Source organism: Blautia coccoides, assembly GCF_034355335.1.
Lineage (GTDB): Bacteria > Bacillota > Clostridia > Lachnospirales > Lachnospiraceae > Blautia > Blautia producta.
In genome coordinates this window covers 536,086-554,023 of sequence record NZ_CP136422.1, presented here as the reverse complement: position 1 = coordinate 554,023, position 17,938 = coordinate 536,086, and the positions used below count along the sequence as shown (strand labels likewise).

Genomic DNA, 17,938 nt, shown 5'->3' with positions numbered 1-17,938 from the left:
GCACCCTATCTTTTGCGTTTTCTTATTACTTTGTTATATATTTCTTTCCAATCATATAAAGCTGTTTTTAAAAATATTAAAGGATATTTTCTTTCATAGCTATTCTTTTTCTTTTTGTCCCAAATTTCATTATTATCTGCCAATTTTTGTGAAAAAGCGTCTTTAACTTCTTCTGATAACCATTCTCTACCATCTTCACAAACTCTATTTCGAATATCAGAATATGTTGGAGTCTCTAATTCCGGTACAACACCTAAAGTTAAAAATGCATGACCATTATAGCAATATGGTTGTCTACAATGTTTTCCCACTGGATTAAATATTACTGGCTGCTCAGGATATTTAAATATATTTTGATTACTAAGTTGTCCATAGCATGGTTTAGCTGCCCCAGTTCCCAAATCAACATACAGAGTCCAAGCTCCTGCGTAACAAAAGTCTTCTATTTTTTTCTGAAAAATATCCAATTTAAAATTAAACATTGTCGAATTGAATTTTTTCCAAACAGCTTCATATTCTTCTCTTGACATAGATGTTAAAAGATCTTTTTTCTCAGTCAAATCATTTCGACCTACAGTAATCTGACATACAGCTCCTAACTCTGATTTACAGAGGTTTATAATATCATCAATGTCGGAAATCAACCCATCATATGGCATTAATTCAACAGTAAATGAACATCCCCTTTCCCACATCTTTTTTACATTTGAAAAATATCTATCTAACAATCCTCTTTTCTTTAATTCTGCATAATGAAAAGAAAACTTAAATTCTAAATGTTTCAGCAAGTTTCTTGGAAATTCAGCAATTTCATCAAACCGACTTGTTAATGTTCCATTTGTCACAACCTCTAAGAAATGTCCTTGTAATAATAATTGATAAATATACTGTGGCATTTCTTTTGGAATAAGAGTTTCTCCTCCTCCTGTCAAGTTTATAATACATGTTCCGCCTAACCTCTCTTTTGAAAGACATTTTCCAACATGTTCTGGACTATACAAAAATTTAGCTGCTCCTTTTTCAGTTTCTTTCAGTGCGGAAATATAACAGTATTCACATTTAAGATTACAATTTTTTATTGGCACATTAATAACTAACAATCTTTTAATATCCATGTTTAATCCTTTCGTATTACCTCTGCCATTCTCTCAAAATAGTTTAGTGTTTTTTCTCTATCATATTCTTTATGTTTCCATACATTTACATTTTCTAACTTTTCAAATACTACATTTAACGAATTAACTCTTATAATCATATTGGTATCTTCAATCCATTCTGCTACTCCAAAAACTTTGCCTGTTTTATTATCTAAAACAATACATGGAGTACCATTCAACACAGAAAACAGCATTGCATGTAACCGATCTGTTATAGTAATTTCTCCATTTTTGAATGTTTCCCATGACTTTTGCAATTCATCCATTCTTTTTTTCAAAATAACAGGAGACTTTATAACAGTACTAACATTCCTAACATTATACTTTTGTTTAATTTTTGAAAAAAAATCATTTACATTTTCTTGTTGAGATTCGCAATCTTCTCGAATACATATATTTATTACTTTCTCATATTTAACAGATTTCTCTTTTGCTATTATATCTTTTCCATATAAAACCATATCTGGCATCAGATATACGCCTGAATTTCCAGTAAATTCAAATTTCTGTTTTATAAAATTGAAAGATTTTTTTTCTCTTACAAATATATATAAGCTACTATGATGTTTTAATATTTCATTCGTAATTCTATATTCTTTATCTCCGAATTCATCAGGAGTGTAATATGCTGTTTGTGGAAGAATAACAATCTTATTATTGGGATAGGATTGCACAATCTCACGAATGACCATTTCATTGTGTATCCATAAATTTCCCATCCAACCACCGCCTGAAATTACAACTAAATCTCCCGGTGTTATATATTTTTTTATCTTTTCTTTTTTTGTGTGATACATTGGCATCAATATTTCACAATATTCATATTCAGGGAAAAAATCTTCAAAAAAATATTGTTCTTGAATTGCAATCGCATGATCTCCCAAGTTTCCATGCATAGGCGTTCCAAATAAAACCACCTTTTTTTTCTGACCTTCTTTTAACCTTTTCATCGTCATACGCCACCTTGGGTCGGCAACTAACAATTTAATTCTTTCTTTTAAAATATTCATTATATCCCTCAAAAAAATATTTAAAATTGTTTTCTTTTTTTATTACTAAATCTCTTAGTAACACTAATAAGCAAACAAATATATTAAAATTTTTACCATATATTGCACCTTTAGCAATAATTTGTTTATTACTACTACCATTTTCTTTCTTTTTATGATAAACCATTATCTCAGGTTTATAAAATATAGCTTCTTTTTCGTAATTATTTAAAAGAAAATCCACCTCTTCACCACAAATAAACTCACTTCCAAGTCCTAACCGCTCGTCAAAATTTTTATACATAAGTAAATCCTTTTTAAATGCTACTTCAATAGATGATTTTGACATAAGCTGTAATCTATGCTTTATATATCCTTCAGTTGAATTATAGTTTTTGTAAAAAATATTTTGTTCTGGATCATAAATTTGAGATAAGACAATTTTAGCAGATCTTCTTTCTATAAAAGTATTAACAATAACTTCAAATGCATTTATCGGATACCAACAGTCATCATCTGACAATATAACTATTTCTCCTAATGCTTCTTTTAAACCTTTATTTCTAGCTCTTGATAATCCTTTTATATTCATTTGAATTTGTTTTATATCCAAATTACTATACTGACAAACTATATTTTTTACCTTTTCGTGATTATCCTGTGTGACAAATATAACTTCAAAGTCTTTATATGATTGTTTTTCCAAAGTCTCTAACAGTTGGTTAATTTCTTTTTCTCTTGTTCCAAGAGTTGGAACCAATACTGATATTTTCATCTTTTTCCCTACTTAATTTTTAGCACTTTAATTGCACACCAGTATGCAATATGATAAACACTTCTCACTATACTAAGGTGTTCTATATCTCTATATAAAATCCAATGATACTTAATCACTTTAAGTTTATTACTTGAAATAGAATTTTGCCTTATTCTATATTGCATAAGTACTGACTTCATACCGTATATATTTTTTTCCTTTTTCAGCATCTGTAGCCACAATGCATCATCATTTCGTTTCCGGATATTTGGCACTTTAAATTTTCCCATCTTTTCTACATTATACATAACTGTAGAATTTCCTACTGGGCAATCTAATAATATCCGATTATAATCAGCTTTAGGTACAGTATTAATAACTTTATTTAATGATTCGCCTTTCTCGTCAATCTGTTCATATGCAGTACAAGAAAATGCAACATCATATCTTTTCATAAATGACAATTGTTTTTTCAATTTATCTGCTGACCAAATATCATCTGAATCCAAAAATGCCATGTACTGTCCATTCGCCAATTCCATTGCCTTTGTTCTTGCTACAGCTGCCCCTGAATTATTCTCTAAACAAAAGTATTTGATTCTATTATCCTTTTTTATATATTCACCTACAACTTCTCTTGTATTATCTGTTGAGCAATCATCAACAATAATCATCTCCCATTGCTGATACGTTTGTGCCAGAACTGATTCAATCGTTTCTTCTATAAAACGTGCACAATTGTATGTTGGTGTAATAACTGATACTAATCCTTTTTCCATACGCTTTTCCTACCTAATTACAGCAAAAACTGTTTTTATCATTGTTTTTATATCTTGTAAAAAATTAAATTGTTTAATACTTTCAAGATTATATTTCATCTTTTCTGGAAGTACTTTTTCTATATAAACCTTGTCTACATCATCTGCCTTATCCAGCAGATCTGCTTCATCTTTATATTTAATACTCGCCTCTGAAGTAACTCCCGCCGGTAATAATAATGTAGCAAACATTTCTGGTGTATAACTTTTTACATAATGTGTACTTTCTGGTCTAGTACCTACCAGTGTCATATCTCCCAGAATAATATTAATTAGTTGTGGTAACTCATCCAAACGATATTTACGAAGTTTCTCACCCACTTTCGTAACCCGACTATCATTAGATACTGTAACCTGTGTTCCAATTTTATCCGCATTAGCAACCATTGTACGGAATTTAAATATTCTGAATTTTCTTCCATACTGCGTAACTCGCTCCTGCCGATAAAATACTCCTCCTTTTGAGTCTCTTACGATCATAATAGAAATAGCAATTAACACAGGAGAAAATGTTACAAGCATGACAGATGCAGAAAATACATCAAATCCTCTTTTTAATGTCAGACTAATTTTTTTCTTTTTTAAGCTATCATAATACGGGCCAACTTCCTCCGTTTGCATATATTTTGGTAATTTATCCCATTCTCGTAACATAGTTATCTCCCATTTCTACTATCATATTTAAATATAATCTTTCACGATTACACTAAACTGCTCGATTTCATAATCCACTTCTCCATTTATAAGTTTGATATGAAGTGGCAATGCAATTCCATTTTCAAATCTTATATACATTTGATTGACTTTTAGTACTAAATTTCTTATTTATATATATTCTTTAACTATATCCTTGAAGTTCTCAATCACATATTCCACATCATCATTGGACAGCTTTGTATGTAACGGTAAAGTTATCAAATTATGATAATAATCATAAGCATTCGGAAAATCCTTAATATCCCAACCATATGCTTTATAAGCTGTCATCATTGGAAGAGGCTTATAATGCACATTGGTTGCAACTCCGTTTTCTGCCATTTTTTCAATTATTTCATTTCGTTGTTCTTCATTAATTTCTGGTATTCTGGTAAGATATAAATGTCCGCTACTATTATAGTCCTCACCATAGTGCTGTGAATGAAATACTCCTAGCTCATCGCATACCGCATCGTATTTTTTAATAATCTCTTTTCTTCTTTCTAACAATCCAGGATAACGATCAAGCTGGCGGAGACCAATAGCTGCCATAATATCTGTCATATTACATTTATACCAAGGTCCAATAATGTCATATTCCCATGCCCCTAGCTTTGTCTTTGCAAGAGCATCTTTATTCTGTCCATGGAGACTAAGTAATTGATATTTTTTATAAAGTTCTTCTCCATCCACATTTGGAATATTCCATGTGGATGCTCCACCTTCCGCAGTTGTAAAATTCTTAACAGCATGAAAACTAAACGATGTAAAATCTGCCACTTCACCAGCCATCTTTCCATGACGAGATGCCCCCAGTGCATGAGCACAATCTGATACAATTGCAACACGTCCCAATGCTTCTTGAATAGCATTTGAAGGTTTAAAAATATTCTTCTTATTTTCAACAGCTTGGAAAATACGCTCGTAATCACACATTATTCCACCAAGATCGACAGGAATAATTGCTTTTGTTCTCTCGGTTATTGCAGCTTCCATTGCATCATAATCCATCTCCGGAGAATGAGTTTTTGAGTCACCATTTTTCTGTGAATCCACAAAAATTACAGTTGCACCACAATGAATCGCAGCTGACGCAGACGCTGTGTAGGTATATGCAGGCACAATCACCTCATCCCCAGGACCTACTCCTAAAATACGAAGGTTCATTTCTTCGGAAGCTGTTGCTGAATTTAAACATACAACTTTGCCAGTATGACAAACCTCTGCTAATCGCTTCTCTAGCTCCTTTGTTCTCGGTCCTGTTGTAATCCATCCCGATTGAAGAGCTTCAACTACTTCTTGAATTTCTAATTTTGATATGTCAGGCGGACTGAATGGTACTTTTCTCGGTTCTAAATCTTTCATCATCTTTGTACACTCCCAAATCATTCTCAAGAAAAGCTCGGTTCAGTACCAAACTGCTTTTCATAATCTTTTTCCCAATTTTCATTTGACAGTTTTGCAAGTGGTGTTTTCCACTCACCCATTTCAATGACAATTTTTCCATCCTGCGTACTAATTGATGTAGCTATCTTATTTTTGCTAAATTCACTTTCTTCCAAAAACCACATCACCACTTTTTACTCCTGCCAGTTTCATTGCAAGATGAAGAGCTGCTGTTCCGGCAGATAATGCCACTGCGTATTTACATCCAACAAGCTCTGCCATCTGTTTTTCAACTTCGTTTATGTTTTCTCCCACCGTTGACATCCAGTTCGTTTCATACGCTTCCATTACATATGACATACTATCAGGGTACATGCTGGGTGTACTCAACCACTGCTTGGATAAAAATGCATTAAATTCATTTTCTTTACTAAACATTGCTACTCCTCCTGAGTTTCCTGGCCTCTTTTCAAAATATATTTTCACTTTAATGTATATAAAAAAGTTAATTTCAAAATTATATGCAAGCATTAAAAAGACCCGCATCAGAAATCTCTCTCTAATACGAGTCCATTATTGTTCCTATAGGTTTTTGGGAGGGTTAATTAAATTCAGTAATCAAGAAATCAGATTCTCGTTCTTCACAAACGTCCTGCCTTATATTTTTCCTATAGGAACAGTCCAAGACATTCTCGCGAGATTTATTTCTTGACTGTTCCACCTTAACACGCTTTTTAATTGTTATCAATATACATTTTACGAATGACAATTAGCCTACCAGATCTTGTTCCGTGCAGGCTTAGTCATTCCTCCTTATTGTATTTTTCGCTCTGAAAATTGGGTTAATCATGAGCAACCTAAAAGCCACCTGTTTGATTAGTAGTTAGAGGCGCTTAATTGAACCACGCAGAGAAAAATCTACAAATAAAGGAAACAACTAAGCTCTCAACCCCTTATAAATACTGAGTTTCTCTTGGTTGTCCCTATTATATAATTATCCTTGAATGTTCATCTTCATCATGTTTTCTTTCACACTACTCATTTTTCAATATCTCCTTTTATTTCTAAATCATGTTGACTTGATGCGAGCCTGTTCGTCCTGCTGTGAAATGCAGACCGCTACCCCATTTATAAATAATCAGGGATCAGATTCCCAGTTATTTGTTTCATTCGTGTTTCTTCTTAATAAATTAGAGGGCACTCTTTTATTACCGTATCCAGGAAATACCCTGAACTCCCCTGTAACTTTTTTATCGCCATATCCAGTGTCCTTAAATTTCCCCGTTATATTCTTATTCCCATAACTTGAAACAACATCTTTGGTGAAAAAGCCAGACAAATTCCATCCCTTTCACCAAAAGTCCACCCTCAAAGCACCCCATTTTAAGCCATTTATACATGATTTATGTATAAATTTCTGGTTTCTGAATATTTATACGTTTCTTTGCTTCCGTACGGTCTTACCTATGTCAATAAACATTTCACTGCTTCAAATTACATAATTTCACTTTAGCGCTCTAGCACTTTACTCTACATTGAGATTATGCATTTGTACAGAAAGTCAATTTATTGTGGAATATATACAAAAAATAGGATCTGAATAGTGTTATTTAAGCCACTTTCTTGTTACTAATGCCAGTGGAACTTTTGTTACCGAGTAAACTAAAGCTTGAAAAAACCGTGAAGCTTTCTGCTGGCTTTTTGCACCATATTACTACAAATGCATGAGCTGTATCAGTCATAACAATCACTCTGCCGATTGCTTTTGGAATTTCATTCTTTGCACGTAATAAATATTTCTTGCTTTCAACTACTTAAAATATCTTGTCATAACCACAAAGAATGTCTGCAAGATCTACAAGAATGATGACCTTTATCTTCTCTGTGATAGCATCAGGCAATTTTTCGTAATCCATTTCCCATGAGTCATCCTGTGTATCCACCAAGATGAGTTTTACTCCCACATGGCAAACTACGTATGCACTGACAATATATGTATATAGTCAGTTGTGATAATTTCATCTGTATTCTTAATTTCAAGAAGGTATATAGTCATTTCTGCACAAGCAGTTTGTGAGCCAAGACATACTGCATGATTAACACCACAGCATATTGCTACTAGTCTCTCCGATTCTTTTGTCTTAAATCCTGTTGTGATCCACCCAGATATCAATGTCTCTTTTATCTGCTTTGCTTCACGAATTCCTACGCTGGAGAGAGAAAATAAAATTCTCATATACTTATCTTCCTCTCAAAATGTATTTCAACATCCACTTTTGTTCCTTTTTTATACTTGTCCTTCAAAAGAACTGTAACATACTTTTACGGTAATAATTTAAACTGCTACTGTTTATATTAACGATAATAAGCCTGCCAGATGATTATTTATCCAACAACAGGCTTAGTCGATTTTCTCCTTATTTAATTTTCCTCTCTAAATTGGGTTAATAGAGAACCAAGAAAGTCACATATATCGACAAGGGTATGGCATCTCATCCTATTTTGTTTTGAAGAAAAAAGTATAAAGCGGGACTCGACTAAGCCTCCAACCCTTTGTAAATAATGGGTTTTCTCTGGTTCTCCCTATTATATAATTAACGATACATGCGATGTTCAAATGACTCTCCCCCTTATAATCTTACTTTTGAATAAATACCTCTTTCTATCATTTTCATCTCCTTAGAACTTGTATAATCCTAATATTCCTCCTTCATTCTATTTACCGTCAATATTCCAATCGTTAAATCTACTGTAAAGTCACCGCATTTTTAATATGACTATTCTGCCCATATGTCGGCACCAATCTTTTTACCAGTTCCCTAATATCCTCCCGGTTCCTATAACTAGACTTCGCCAGCTCCTCCAAGTCCCCCAAAAACTTCTCCATATCAAACGGGATCGGACTCCCGATATGTATCAGCTGATTCGGCGTAGTCTTCATCCCTTCCTCCGCCATCAGCTTCTCCTCATAAAGCTTCTCCCCAGGCCGCAGCCCGGTATACACAACCGATATATCCACATCCGGCTTATACCCCGAAAGCTTTATCAAATTCCTCGCCAGCGTATCGATTTTCACCGGCGCCCCCATATCCAAAACGAAGATCTCTCCGCCCTTCGCATACGTCCCCGCCTGCAGCACCAGGCTCACTGCCTCCGGTATCGTCATAAAGTACCGGATGATATCCGGATGTGTAACAGTGACCGGCCCTCCCGCTTCGATCTGTTTCTTAAACAGCGGGATCACCGACCCATTACTCCCCAGTACATTTCCAAAACGGACCGCCACAAAATCTGTGGTCTTCCTCTGTCCTTCTTCCGGTTCCACACCTTTTTCCCTGGTAGCCGCAGCCATACCATACTCCGCTTCTTCCTCATGCCCGTTCAGATCTGGCAGAACAACCGGTCTTCCCAGTTTCCCCAGCCTGTCCATAGTCTGGATCACCATTTCACAAAGCCTCTTGCTCGCTCCCATGATATTCGTAGGATTGACCGCTTTATCCGTACTGATCAGCACAAACTTCTCGCACCCGCTCTGCAGTGCCGCACTGGCAGTCTTATACGTTCCCAGGACATTATTCTTTATGGCTTCACAGGGACTTGTCTCCATCAAAGGCACATGCTTATGTGCCGCCGCATGATAGACCACATCCGGCCTGTATTCCGCGAACACGCTGTTGATCCTCCTGCTGTCCCTCACTGACCCGATCAAAACGACCAGATCCAGCTTAGGGTATTTCCTTCTCAACTCCTGCTCAATGTCATAAGCATTATTCTCATAAATATCAAAGATGATCAGCCGTTTCGGACCATGCGCTGCGATCTGCCGGCACAGCTCACTTCCAATCGAACCACCCCCACCGGTAACAAGGATCGTCTTATTCCTCAGCGCCTGGAAGATCTCCTCCATATTGACCCTGATCGGATCCCTTCCCAGCAGATCCTCCACTGCCACACTCTTCATCTTGCTGATCGACACTTCTCCGTTCACCAGCTGGTAAATTCCCGGAAGTATCTTCATTTCACAACCAGTCTCCTTGCAGATATTGAGAATATCTCTCTTCTCCTCAGCCGAAGCACTGGGGATTGCCAGTAAGATCTGGTCGATCTTATACTTCTCCGCGCTCAGCAGGATATCATCCCGATTTCCAACGATCGGAATCCCTTCTATGTAACGCCCCATCTTATTCGGGTTATCATCAATAATGCAGCAAACCTTTGCCTTCACCTCACCAGCCCTGTTCAGATCCCTGATTATGATCTGCCCTGCAGCTCCCGCTCCGATCAGCATCACCCGATGTAGCACCGTATCCTCTTCGCTCTGTTTATTCCGATTCCGTTCCAACAAAATAAACCGATAAGAAAACCGAACAGCAACCGTAAACACAAACTGCAGCATGATCCCGAACAGATAATAAGAAATCGGCATCCTCTTAACAAACAAAGTGATCCCAATGATCTGAAACAGTCCGGTGACAACATTCGCTGCCCCAATCCGAAATAACTCACTGAAACTGGCAAACCGCCAGATACTCTTATACAGCCTCAAAGCCCAATAAACAACAATACTAAACACCGTATACCACGGCGCAAACCTCAAAAACGCCCCCAAATAAACATCCGGTATCAAAGAATACCTGCAGTCAAACCGCACCCACAAAGCCAGCATAAACGCCGCGTTCACAGCCACAACATCATAGAGCATCAGCCAAAGCGCGATCGCCTGCCAATGTTCCATAACCTTCTTTTTCTTACCGGCTTTTCGCATCAGCTCTTCCTGGGCCCTGTCTCTTTCCTCATTTGTCTGTGCAGCTTTCCATTTTCTCTCCTCGTCACCGGTCATGTCAGAGCGTTTTCCTCTGCCACTGTCATCTCCGGTATCTTCAGTACCACGAATAAACGCCTCCTGCTCATCATCCTCTCTCTTCCTGTCACCGGAATTGATCTTTGCCAAGGCAAAGACCATCACAAACAGGAACAGGACCAACAGGAGCAGCAGCACAATGATCATCTGCCACATAATATCTCCCCTCGTATTTCCACATCTTTTTATTTCTTTTCATTTTTCTTTTATTATTACTTTGAATATTCTCTGCCCATAACAGGCAATTCTTCGCCGACACCGCAAAGGAGCCGACCGGCGATATTCAACCGGAAACCATGCGTCATTGGCGCACGGCCTCTTGCCAGTTTCCCAGCATCTATATAAGAGTGAGTGTTCACACTTATGTCTAATTAAACTATCGAAAACTGTTTATCCGATTTTGTCTGCCCTATTTCCTCTTCCTCTCAAAATCCTTCAGACATTTCACCCCAAGATTTCTCGCGCTATTCAAAAATCGACTACCCTGATGCCCATTCTCACACTCAAACATAGCTCCATTTTTCTTAATCTTCCCACCGCAGACAAAGCACCTACTGCTTGTCCCTTCCGCACTAAGCTCCAGAACCACGATCCCGACACTCCATGCTTTGTATTTCAGAAATTCTCTTATCCGACTTCCCAGATACAGCGGCGAATACATGCCTGAACGATACTGCACCATCTTTGAAAATTCTTTGTCATAGGACGGAATCACAATGACCCTCGCCTCTTCCCTCACACAGAAATCCACGATTTCCCTGCTCACCTGGTGAGCATAATGCTCAGAAAGGTTTTTCAACCGCAAATAATATTTGTGGTTAGGCTGCGCCGCATTATCTTTGTCCGTATAAACTCTGGATTTCTCAATCTTCTCCAGGAGGACTTTACATTTGCTCCTGTAGGCATCCCCGCCTCTGCAGGAATACACTGCCTTTTGTTTTCCATCTGCATCCAATATGCAGCACATGGCAAAAATGTCTGTGTTCGTAAACTGAACACTGCATACATGCTCCCGGTTCTTCATACGCTCTTTTGCGTTCCGGGCATCCTCTGTCTGCTGTTTGACAGGTACATGAAGCCAGAACTCCTTCTCCTTAAAAACCACAGTCGGAGAAAGCATCAGACCTTCTTCCGGAATTGACTGCCCTTTTAACCTGCAGTCCATCCAATTCCATTTGTTTCCATCCCACACCTTCAGGGAAATCCTATTTTCCTTAAAGTCCTTATACATCCCCTTAAAGTAGGTGACAGAGGCATCAATAGTATCCGGTATGGTATAGACCAGATCATCACCTGAGTTTTTATACTTTTCCGTATAGCTCTTCAGACTGGCGGACGCCTTATTAATAGCTGACCGCCTGAAATAGACCGGAACTCTGTCAAACGGCAGCGGCCTTTCCGGCACTCTCCCGTCTCTTCCTGCAATTGTCAGGCGCTCTAAAGCCCCCTGCATCTGCAAAACATTTAACTCCCAGATTTCCTCATGTTCCAAAAGCAGCCGAAAATAAAAACCCAGCACCTGTCTGTAATATTTCTCTGTTTCTGTCAGCCATTCCGGATGGGAACAGCGAAGTTTGTATTTAATTGTCTTAATGCAGTATCCTGTTTTCATTCATTTTTTCCAGTAAATAGGACATATTTTTTTAGAAATGCGGTTAGAGTCGTGAAAGACAGGTCAGAAGGCGCGTTTCGCGGCTTCTGACCACTTTGATGACCACGAATGGTCCGGTTTTACAGATTGGTGAGCTGGTTCATATACTTCCGTTTTGTGTCAGGCTGAATATGCACATATAAATCAAGGGTGGTCTTTACAGAAGTGTGGCCCAGGATTTCAGAAAGGGATTTTGTATCAAAGCCCTGTTCAATCCAGCGGCAGGAGAATTGATGGCGCAGCGCATGGATCTTTATATGGGGAATCTGGCACTTTTTCAGCAGGCCTGCGTATCTACGCTGTATAGTCCTTGGCTCCATACATTTTTCTGTACCGGTGAGGACAAAAAATCTGCTATCTTTTTTCAGAGGTGCTGCAAGTGCCAGAAGTCTGTCAGGAAGAGGGATTGTACGGATAGACGTGGCAGTTTTGGGTGTGCCGATATTCAGGTGTGTGCGGGAACACTCTTTTTTTCCATCTGTTATGAGCATATTCAGGTTTTTTACACGCGTAACAGTACGGCGGATGTGAAGTCTGCACTGATCAAAATCCACATCCTCCCATTTAAGCCCGCTCAACTCTCCCACACGGATTCCTGTGTACATGCAAAGAAGAATACCGAAGGAAAAAGAATCCATATTGCTGAGCAGGCAGGCATCCAGTTTTTTATAATCCTCACTGCTCATGATCTGTATATCACTGCTGCTTGATGGGATGCGTGGGAATTTTAAAGGCTCAGCCGGGAAATAACCAAAATCCTGAGCATACCGGAGAATATTTTTGAGCACACTTATGATGACATGAATACTCCCGTATGCCATTCCCTGTTCCAGTTCATTTTGTATAAAACCGGCGATGGTATGGTTCGTAAGCTTTTTAACCTGCATTTCCCCCAGAAGAGGCAGTATATGGTTATCCAGAATTTCTTCATAGTTGGAATATGTGCTCTCTTTCACGGTGTAGCGGATATGTGCTTTCCACTGTATGCTCACTGTATAGATCCGGTCATCCTGTGGAGGCAGAGAGGAACGGCTGGTGTACAGATAGACGTTTGGATTTTCAGATATGATTTTGGATTTTTTATCCTTTACTTCAGCGTACGATTTGCCATAGAGATACCCATAGTGGATCTTACCGTCTATATCTCGACCCTTCACATACCTGGCTTCCCAACGGCCATCTTTTCTTTTTCTAATATTTTCACCTCTTCTTGGCATATTGACCTCCTTAATATCACGAATTTTTTGTACAAATTCAGACCATTTTTTTGACCACTAATGATTATCTATTAATGATGCCCAAATATGGTGGTTTTCATTTTATATACGGTAAAATATTCTGGTGGTTCAGAATATACTAAAAATAGCCAAAAAATTGCCATTATTTTTTGGCATATTGACTTTAGCGGCTTTTAGCGTTAAACTTAGTTTTGATTAAGGGCAGGGAAATTATATTTGTTAATACTTTTTCTTGTCTTTAAATGTCGCATTTCTAAAATAATGCGGTCAAAAAAAGGAGTCCGCCCCCACGCGCACTCCTGCCATACCAATTACATCGTTGCCAAAAGGAAAGCCCCTGCCGGCAGCAATACCAACAGGGGCTTTCACTTTAAAAGCTATTCTTATTATCAAATTCAGTATCTCACAAAACCAAATACTTTGTCAATAAATTACCACAAAATTCCTGGTTCTCACTCTGTCTCCAGCCACTCCACTACTTTCTCAAATTCCATAAAATGTGAAGCCTTCACCAAAATAGTATCTCCATCCTGGATCATTCCCGGAAGTGCCTCCCTGAGACTCTCCTTCTCAGCAAAATGTACGATATCTTTTGTAGGCGCAGCCAGTCTGGCCGCCTCAGCCATATCCCCTGCCAGTTCACCCACGCAGATGATCTTATCAATATCTCTGGAAGCCGCATATACACCAACTTCCCGGTGCATCTCCACTTCATCGTTTCCAAGCTCACCCATATCACCCAGTATAGCCACTCTTCTTCCCAGTGCATCCTGCAGCACATCCAGAGAAGCTTTCATGGAGACCGGGTTGGCGTTATAGCAGTCATCCACTATGGTCCTCTTCTCAGTTTCTATAATGTGGAACCGGCCGTTCAAAGACTGCAGGCTCTCAATCCCTTTTTTTATCCCCTCCAGGCTCATGCCATAGATAAGCCCCACAGCTGTGCCGGCCAGCGCATTATATACCATATGCCTTCCGGGAATGGGTACCAAAACCTGGAAACTCTCCTGCCCCGCATGGATACGGCAGGAAATCCCTTTCAGTCCTCTGCTCTCGATCTCATCTGCCCAAATCCCCTGACGGTTCATCACCCCAAAGAATACCGGCTGAATCCCATTCACTTCCTTCACTGTGATCAGCTTATCGTCATCCCCGTTCAGCACAACGTGCCCATCGCGCTCCAAGAAGTCGAAAATTTCTGTCTTTGCCTTTAATATACCATCTCTGGATTTCAAAAATTCCAAATGACACAAACCGATATTTGTGATCACACAGGTATCCGGCCGGGCAATTTTTGCCAGCCGGTGCATTTCTCCAAAGTCGCTGATCCCCATTTCCAGAACTGCGATCTCATGCTCCGGGCGCAGACCGAAAACAGTCAGCGGAACTCCCAGTTCATTGTTGAAGTTTCCTTTTGTCTTCAGCACATTATATTTTTGTTCCAGTACAGCAGCGATCATTTCCTTGGTGCTGGTCTTACCAACACTTCCCGTGATCCCCACCACCGGAATGTCAAGCTGCTTCAGATAGAACTCCGCAATATCCTTTACTGCCTGAAGAGAAGAATGCACCTTTATATAAGGAAAGCTTTTTTTTCCGAGGTCCTTCTCAGTGAGGGTACACAGTGCCCCTTTTTCCATCACACTGTCAATAAAATCATGGGCATCCACACGTGCACCTTTAATAGGAACAAACAGGAATCCCTCCTCGGCCTTTCTGCTGTCTGTAACGATTCCCTGTACTTCCCGCTCCTTCATTTCCTCGCTGCCAACATATACGCCTTTGCAGGCTTTGGCTATATTTTCTAATGTAAGATTTTTCATGGCACACCTCTGGTCATTTATATTTTTTCAGAGAAACCTCGATGAGCTTCTCACACAATTCCGGGTAATCCATTCCAAGCACTTTTGCTTCCTGGGGAATCAGGCTTGTGGGGGTCATTCCCGGCAGGGTGTTTGCCTCCAGACAGTACATGTTTCCGTCTTTGTCCATGATAAAATCCAGTCTGCCGTAGGCCTGCAGGCCCAACGCTTTATAGCCCTGCTCTGCGTATTTCTGCATTTCCTTGGTCAGTGACTCGGAAATCTCTGCCGGACAGGTCTCAATGGTGGAACCTGCCTCATATTTGTTCTTATAGTCATAAAATCCCTGAAGCGGAGCGATCTCAATGACCGGATAAGCCTTGCCGTCCACTACAGCCACGGAGAACTCCCGGCCCTCAACAAACTGCTCTACAACCGCTTCATTTTCATAGGAAAAGGACTCGTCAAGAGCCGCCTCATATTCCTCCTGGTTCTTGGCAATACAGACACCTACACTGGAGCCTCCGCAGCACGGTTTCACGATTACCGGGAAGTCCATGTCATAGTCTGCCAGTTCACTGCTGCATTTTCCCTTCTGCAGTGTAATTCCTTTTGGAGTGGGCACTCCCTTTGCCTCAAATACCATTTTCGTAATTCCCTTATCCATGGCCATTCCGCTGCTCAGTGGACCGGAACCTGTGTAGGGAATTCCCATCAGGTCAAATACGGACTGTACTTTGCCGTCTTCCCCATTTGAGCCGTGCAGTGCCAGGAAGACCATATCTGCTGCTTTGCAGATTTCAAGCACATTGGGACCGAAGAATTCTTTCCTGTTTTTCATGGTTTCTTCCAGTTCCCCGCTCTTTTCCTGCATATACTTAATCTCTGCATCTATATCGTAGGTCTGGGGGAACATTTCCTTTCCCCAGCTTTCTTTTCCAAAATACGCGTCTACCAGTACCGCTTTGTGATTTCTTCTGCGCAGCGCTGTGCAGATGCCCTGTCCGGACACAATGGAGACTTCCCTCTCTGTACTGCTGCCGCCTGCTAAAACAACTATATTCATACTCTTTCTCCCTTATGCAGCCATTCGGTTTCTTTGCTCTTTTTATACTAATCAATTTAAACTTTTTTGTCAATGATGATGCCGTCCAAGGACATGATCTGCAATAAAAATAACACGGCAGGTATGTTCTTTTCTCACTGCACTTCACACATCACTGTCCACAGCCGCTGCCATCTTCCATCAAAACGCCTCTCATCGTCTTCCTTCCCTCACCACTTTTATCCATATTAACTATCTTTATAACATATTTTCTCAATACAAAATACAATTTGACATAAAAACAGCATAATATATCATTTGTTCTGTACATTTTTTACAGTAAAATAAGTCGTAACTATTCAGTAGGTCCGTGCATTTACTGCACTGACTGTAAGAAAAGATTCAGCAGCCGGGCAAAATCCCATCACCAAAGGCGGTTCTGCCTGGACTTCTGCTCACATCTGTAAGGGTACTGAACAGTTGCAATGATCCACAGACCGACAAGCCAGCCGCTGGCCGGTCAATATTCAGAATGGATACTCAAAATGGATACTCAAATACACAAACCGGACACTATGTCTGTCACGCGTTTTTTGTATCAGACAGGACAAGGGTGCCTGAGGAATCCCGGAATGCTTTGGGGCTGCTGCCTATTTTTTGCTTAAAGGCTTTGGAAAATACCAGTGCATCCTTATATCCCACCATTTCCGCGATCTGTTTAACCGGAAGCGCAGTGGTCTGAAGAAGAAGAGACGCTTTGTTCATCCTGACACCCAGCAGATATTCATATGGTGAAACGTGAAGAACCTGTTTGAATATCTTTGTCAGATAACTGCGGGTAATGCCGATGTAACTGCACATATCATTGACCTTGATATCTTTATGATAATTCTGTTCAATGTAGGCAACAGCGTAATCCACGTATTCCTGCTGATGGTATTCACCAAAAGGCTGTCCGGCAGCATGTGAAGTCTGATACTCCCGGATCATATCAGCCAGAAAAAGGGCAAGCTGGCTCTGACGTACCAGGTCATTGGCATAGGTGAGCTGATGTGCGGCCAGCATGGCATCCACACAGGCGGTCAAAGCCTGTTCCTCATCAAAATGCCCCACCCTGCGGTCCGCGGAAAATCCGGCATGTTCCAGACATTCATATGCCCGGATACCGTCAAAGGCAGCCCAGACATAAGACCATGGTTCTGCGGCATCCGCCCTGTATATCGTAGTCTCGTCCGGCATGATAAGAAACGCGTCATGAGGGCCAAGCTCTCTGGTTTTTCCATTTGCTGTAAATGTGCCCTTCCCGCTTACCACATAGTGCAGAAGATATTCCTGACGTGTGGCCGGTCCGTATGTATGTCCGGCTTCACAGATTTCTCTGCCGCAGTAAGCCAGATACAGCTCTACGGAATTTTTTCTAAGAAATTCCAGACATTGATATTTGGGGGACTCTGTATATTTTACCTCGGTATCCTTATGTCCGCTGTCCATTCTGAATTTCCTCCTTTGCACCTCTGCATACATAAAATCAAGCTATA

15 protein-coding genes and 1 pseudogene are annotated in these 17,938 nt (G+C 39.7%); all 16 read right to left on the bottom strand.

Annotated elements, in window-relative coordinates:
• Window positions 1–5: 5 nt before the first annotated feature.
• The 16 genes and pseudogenes from BLCOC_RS02410 to BLCOC_RS02335 all read right to left on the bottom strand — a co-directional run bounded on the left by BLCOC_RS02410 (window position 6) and on the right by BLCOC_RS02335 (window position 17,891).
• Window positions 6–1,115 (bottom strand): radical SAM protein, encoded by a 1,110-nt coding sequence (locus BLCOC_RS02410; protein WP_115624266.1) that lies wholly within the window; start codon window positions 1,113–1,115, stop codon window positions 6–8.
• Between the two features lie 2 nt (window positions 1,116–1,117).
• Window positions 1,118–2,167: a polysaccharide pyruvyl transferase family protein gene (locus tag BLCOC_RS02405; protein ID WP_115624265.1), complete on the bottom strand. Its 1,050-nt coding sequence runs from the start codon at window positions 2,165–2,167 to the stop codon at window positions 1,118–1,120.
• On the bottom strand, window positions 2,142–2,921 hold the full coding sequence (locus BLCOC_RS02400) for a glycosyltransferase family 2 protein (RefSeq protein WP_115624264.1): 780 nt from the start codon (window positions 2,919–2,921) through the stop codon (window positions 2,142–2,144). The genes BLCOC_RS02405 and BLCOC_RS02400 overlap by 26 nt, the downstream gene beginning before the upstream one ends.
• A gap of 8 nt (window positions 2,922–2,929) precedes the next feature.
• A complete protein-coding gene (locus tag BLCOC_RS02395; protein ID WP_115624263.1) occupies window positions 2,930–3,682 on the bottom strand; it encodes a glycosyltransferase family 2 protein in 753 nt (250 codons plus the stop codon).
• Between the two features lie 9 nt (window positions 3,683–3,691).
• Window positions 3,692–4,375, bottom strand: coding sequence for a sugar transferase (locus tag BLCOC_RS02390; RefSeq protein ID WP_115624262.1), 684 nt, complete (start codon window positions 4,373–4,375; stop codon window positions 3,692–3,694).
• A gap of 171 nt (window positions 4,376–4,546) precedes the next feature.
• A complete protein-coding gene (locus tag BLCOC_RS02385) occupies window positions 4,547–5,785 on the bottom strand; it encodes a DegT/DnrJ/EryC1/StrS family aminotransferase (RefSeq protein WP_330412147.1) in 1,239 nt (412 codons plus the stop codon).
• Window positions 5,786–5,808: 23 nt separating this feature from the next.
• A complete protein-coding gene (locus BLCOC_RS02380) occupies window positions 5,809–5,979 on the bottom strand; it encodes a hypothetical protein (protein ID WP_165907318.1) in 171 nt (56 codons plus the stop codon).
• Window positions 5,978–6,241, bottom strand: a pseudogene (locus BLCOC_RS02375) (DegT/DnrJ/EryC1/StrS family aminotransferase); the annotation flags it as partial. The pseudogene BLCOC_RS02375 and the gene BLCOC_RS02380, both read right to left, overlap by 2 nt.
• Before the next feature lie 1,376 nt (window positions 6,242–7,617).
• Window positions 7,618–7,746, bottom strand: coding sequence for a hypothetical protein (locus tag BLCOC_RS02370; RefSeq protein ID WP_256165085.1), 129 nt, complete (start codon window positions 7,744–7,746; stop codon window positions 7,618–7,620).
• 29 nt (window positions 7,747–7,775) lie between these two features.
• The gene (locus BLCOC_RS02365) at window positions 7,776–8,039 is read right to left on the bottom strand and encodes a DegT/DnrJ/EryC1/StrS family aminotransferase (protein WP_264475673.1); all 264 of its coding nucleotides are present in this window, start codon (window positions 8,037–8,039) and stop codon (window positions 7,776–7,778) included.
• 510 nt (window positions 8,040–8,549) lie between these two features.
• Window positions 8,550–10,568 (bottom strand): polysaccharide biosynthesis protein, encoded by a 2,019-nt coding sequence (locus BLCOC_RS02360; protein ID WP_369123936.1) that lies wholly within the window; start codon window positions 10,566–10,568, stop codon window positions 8,550–8,552.
• 505 nt (window positions 10,569–11,073) lie between these two features.
• Window positions 11,074–12,276, bottom strand: coding sequence for a zinc ribbon domain-containing protein (locus BLCOC_RS02355; RefSeq protein ID WP_115624259.1), 1,203 nt, complete (start codon window positions 12,274–12,276; stop codon window positions 11,074–11,076).
• A gap of 119 nt (window positions 12,277–12,395) precedes the next feature.
• Window positions 12,396–13,532 (bottom strand): tyrosine-type recombinase/integrase, encoded by a 1,137-nt coding sequence (locus BLCOC_RS02350; RefSeq protein ID WP_115624258.1) that lies wholly within the window; start codon window positions 13,530–13,532, stop codon window positions 12,396–12,398.
• A 473-nt stretch (window positions 13,533–14,005) separates the two neighbouring features.
• Entirely contained in the window at window positions 14,006–15,376 is a 1,371-nt protein-coding gene (locus BLCOC_RS02345; protein WP_018594594.1) for a UDP-N-acetylmuramoyl-tripeptide--D-alanyl-D-alanine ligase, read from the bottom strand.
• Window positions 15,377–15,389: 13 nt separating this feature from the next.
• The gene (locus tag BLCOC_RS02340) at window positions 15,390–16,421 is read right to left on the bottom strand and encodes a D-alanine--D-alanine ligase family protein (protein WP_115624257.1); all 1,032 of its coding nucleotides are present in this window, start codon (window positions 16,419–16,421) and stop codon (window positions 15,390–15,392) included.
• 561 nt (window positions 16,422–16,982) lie between these two features.
• A complete protein-coding gene (locus BLCOC_RS02335; protein ID WP_018594596.1) occupies window positions 16,983–17,891 on the bottom strand; it encodes an AraC family transcriptional regulator in 909 nt (302 codons plus the stop codon).
• Window positions 17,892–17,938 lie beyond the last annotated feature (47 nt).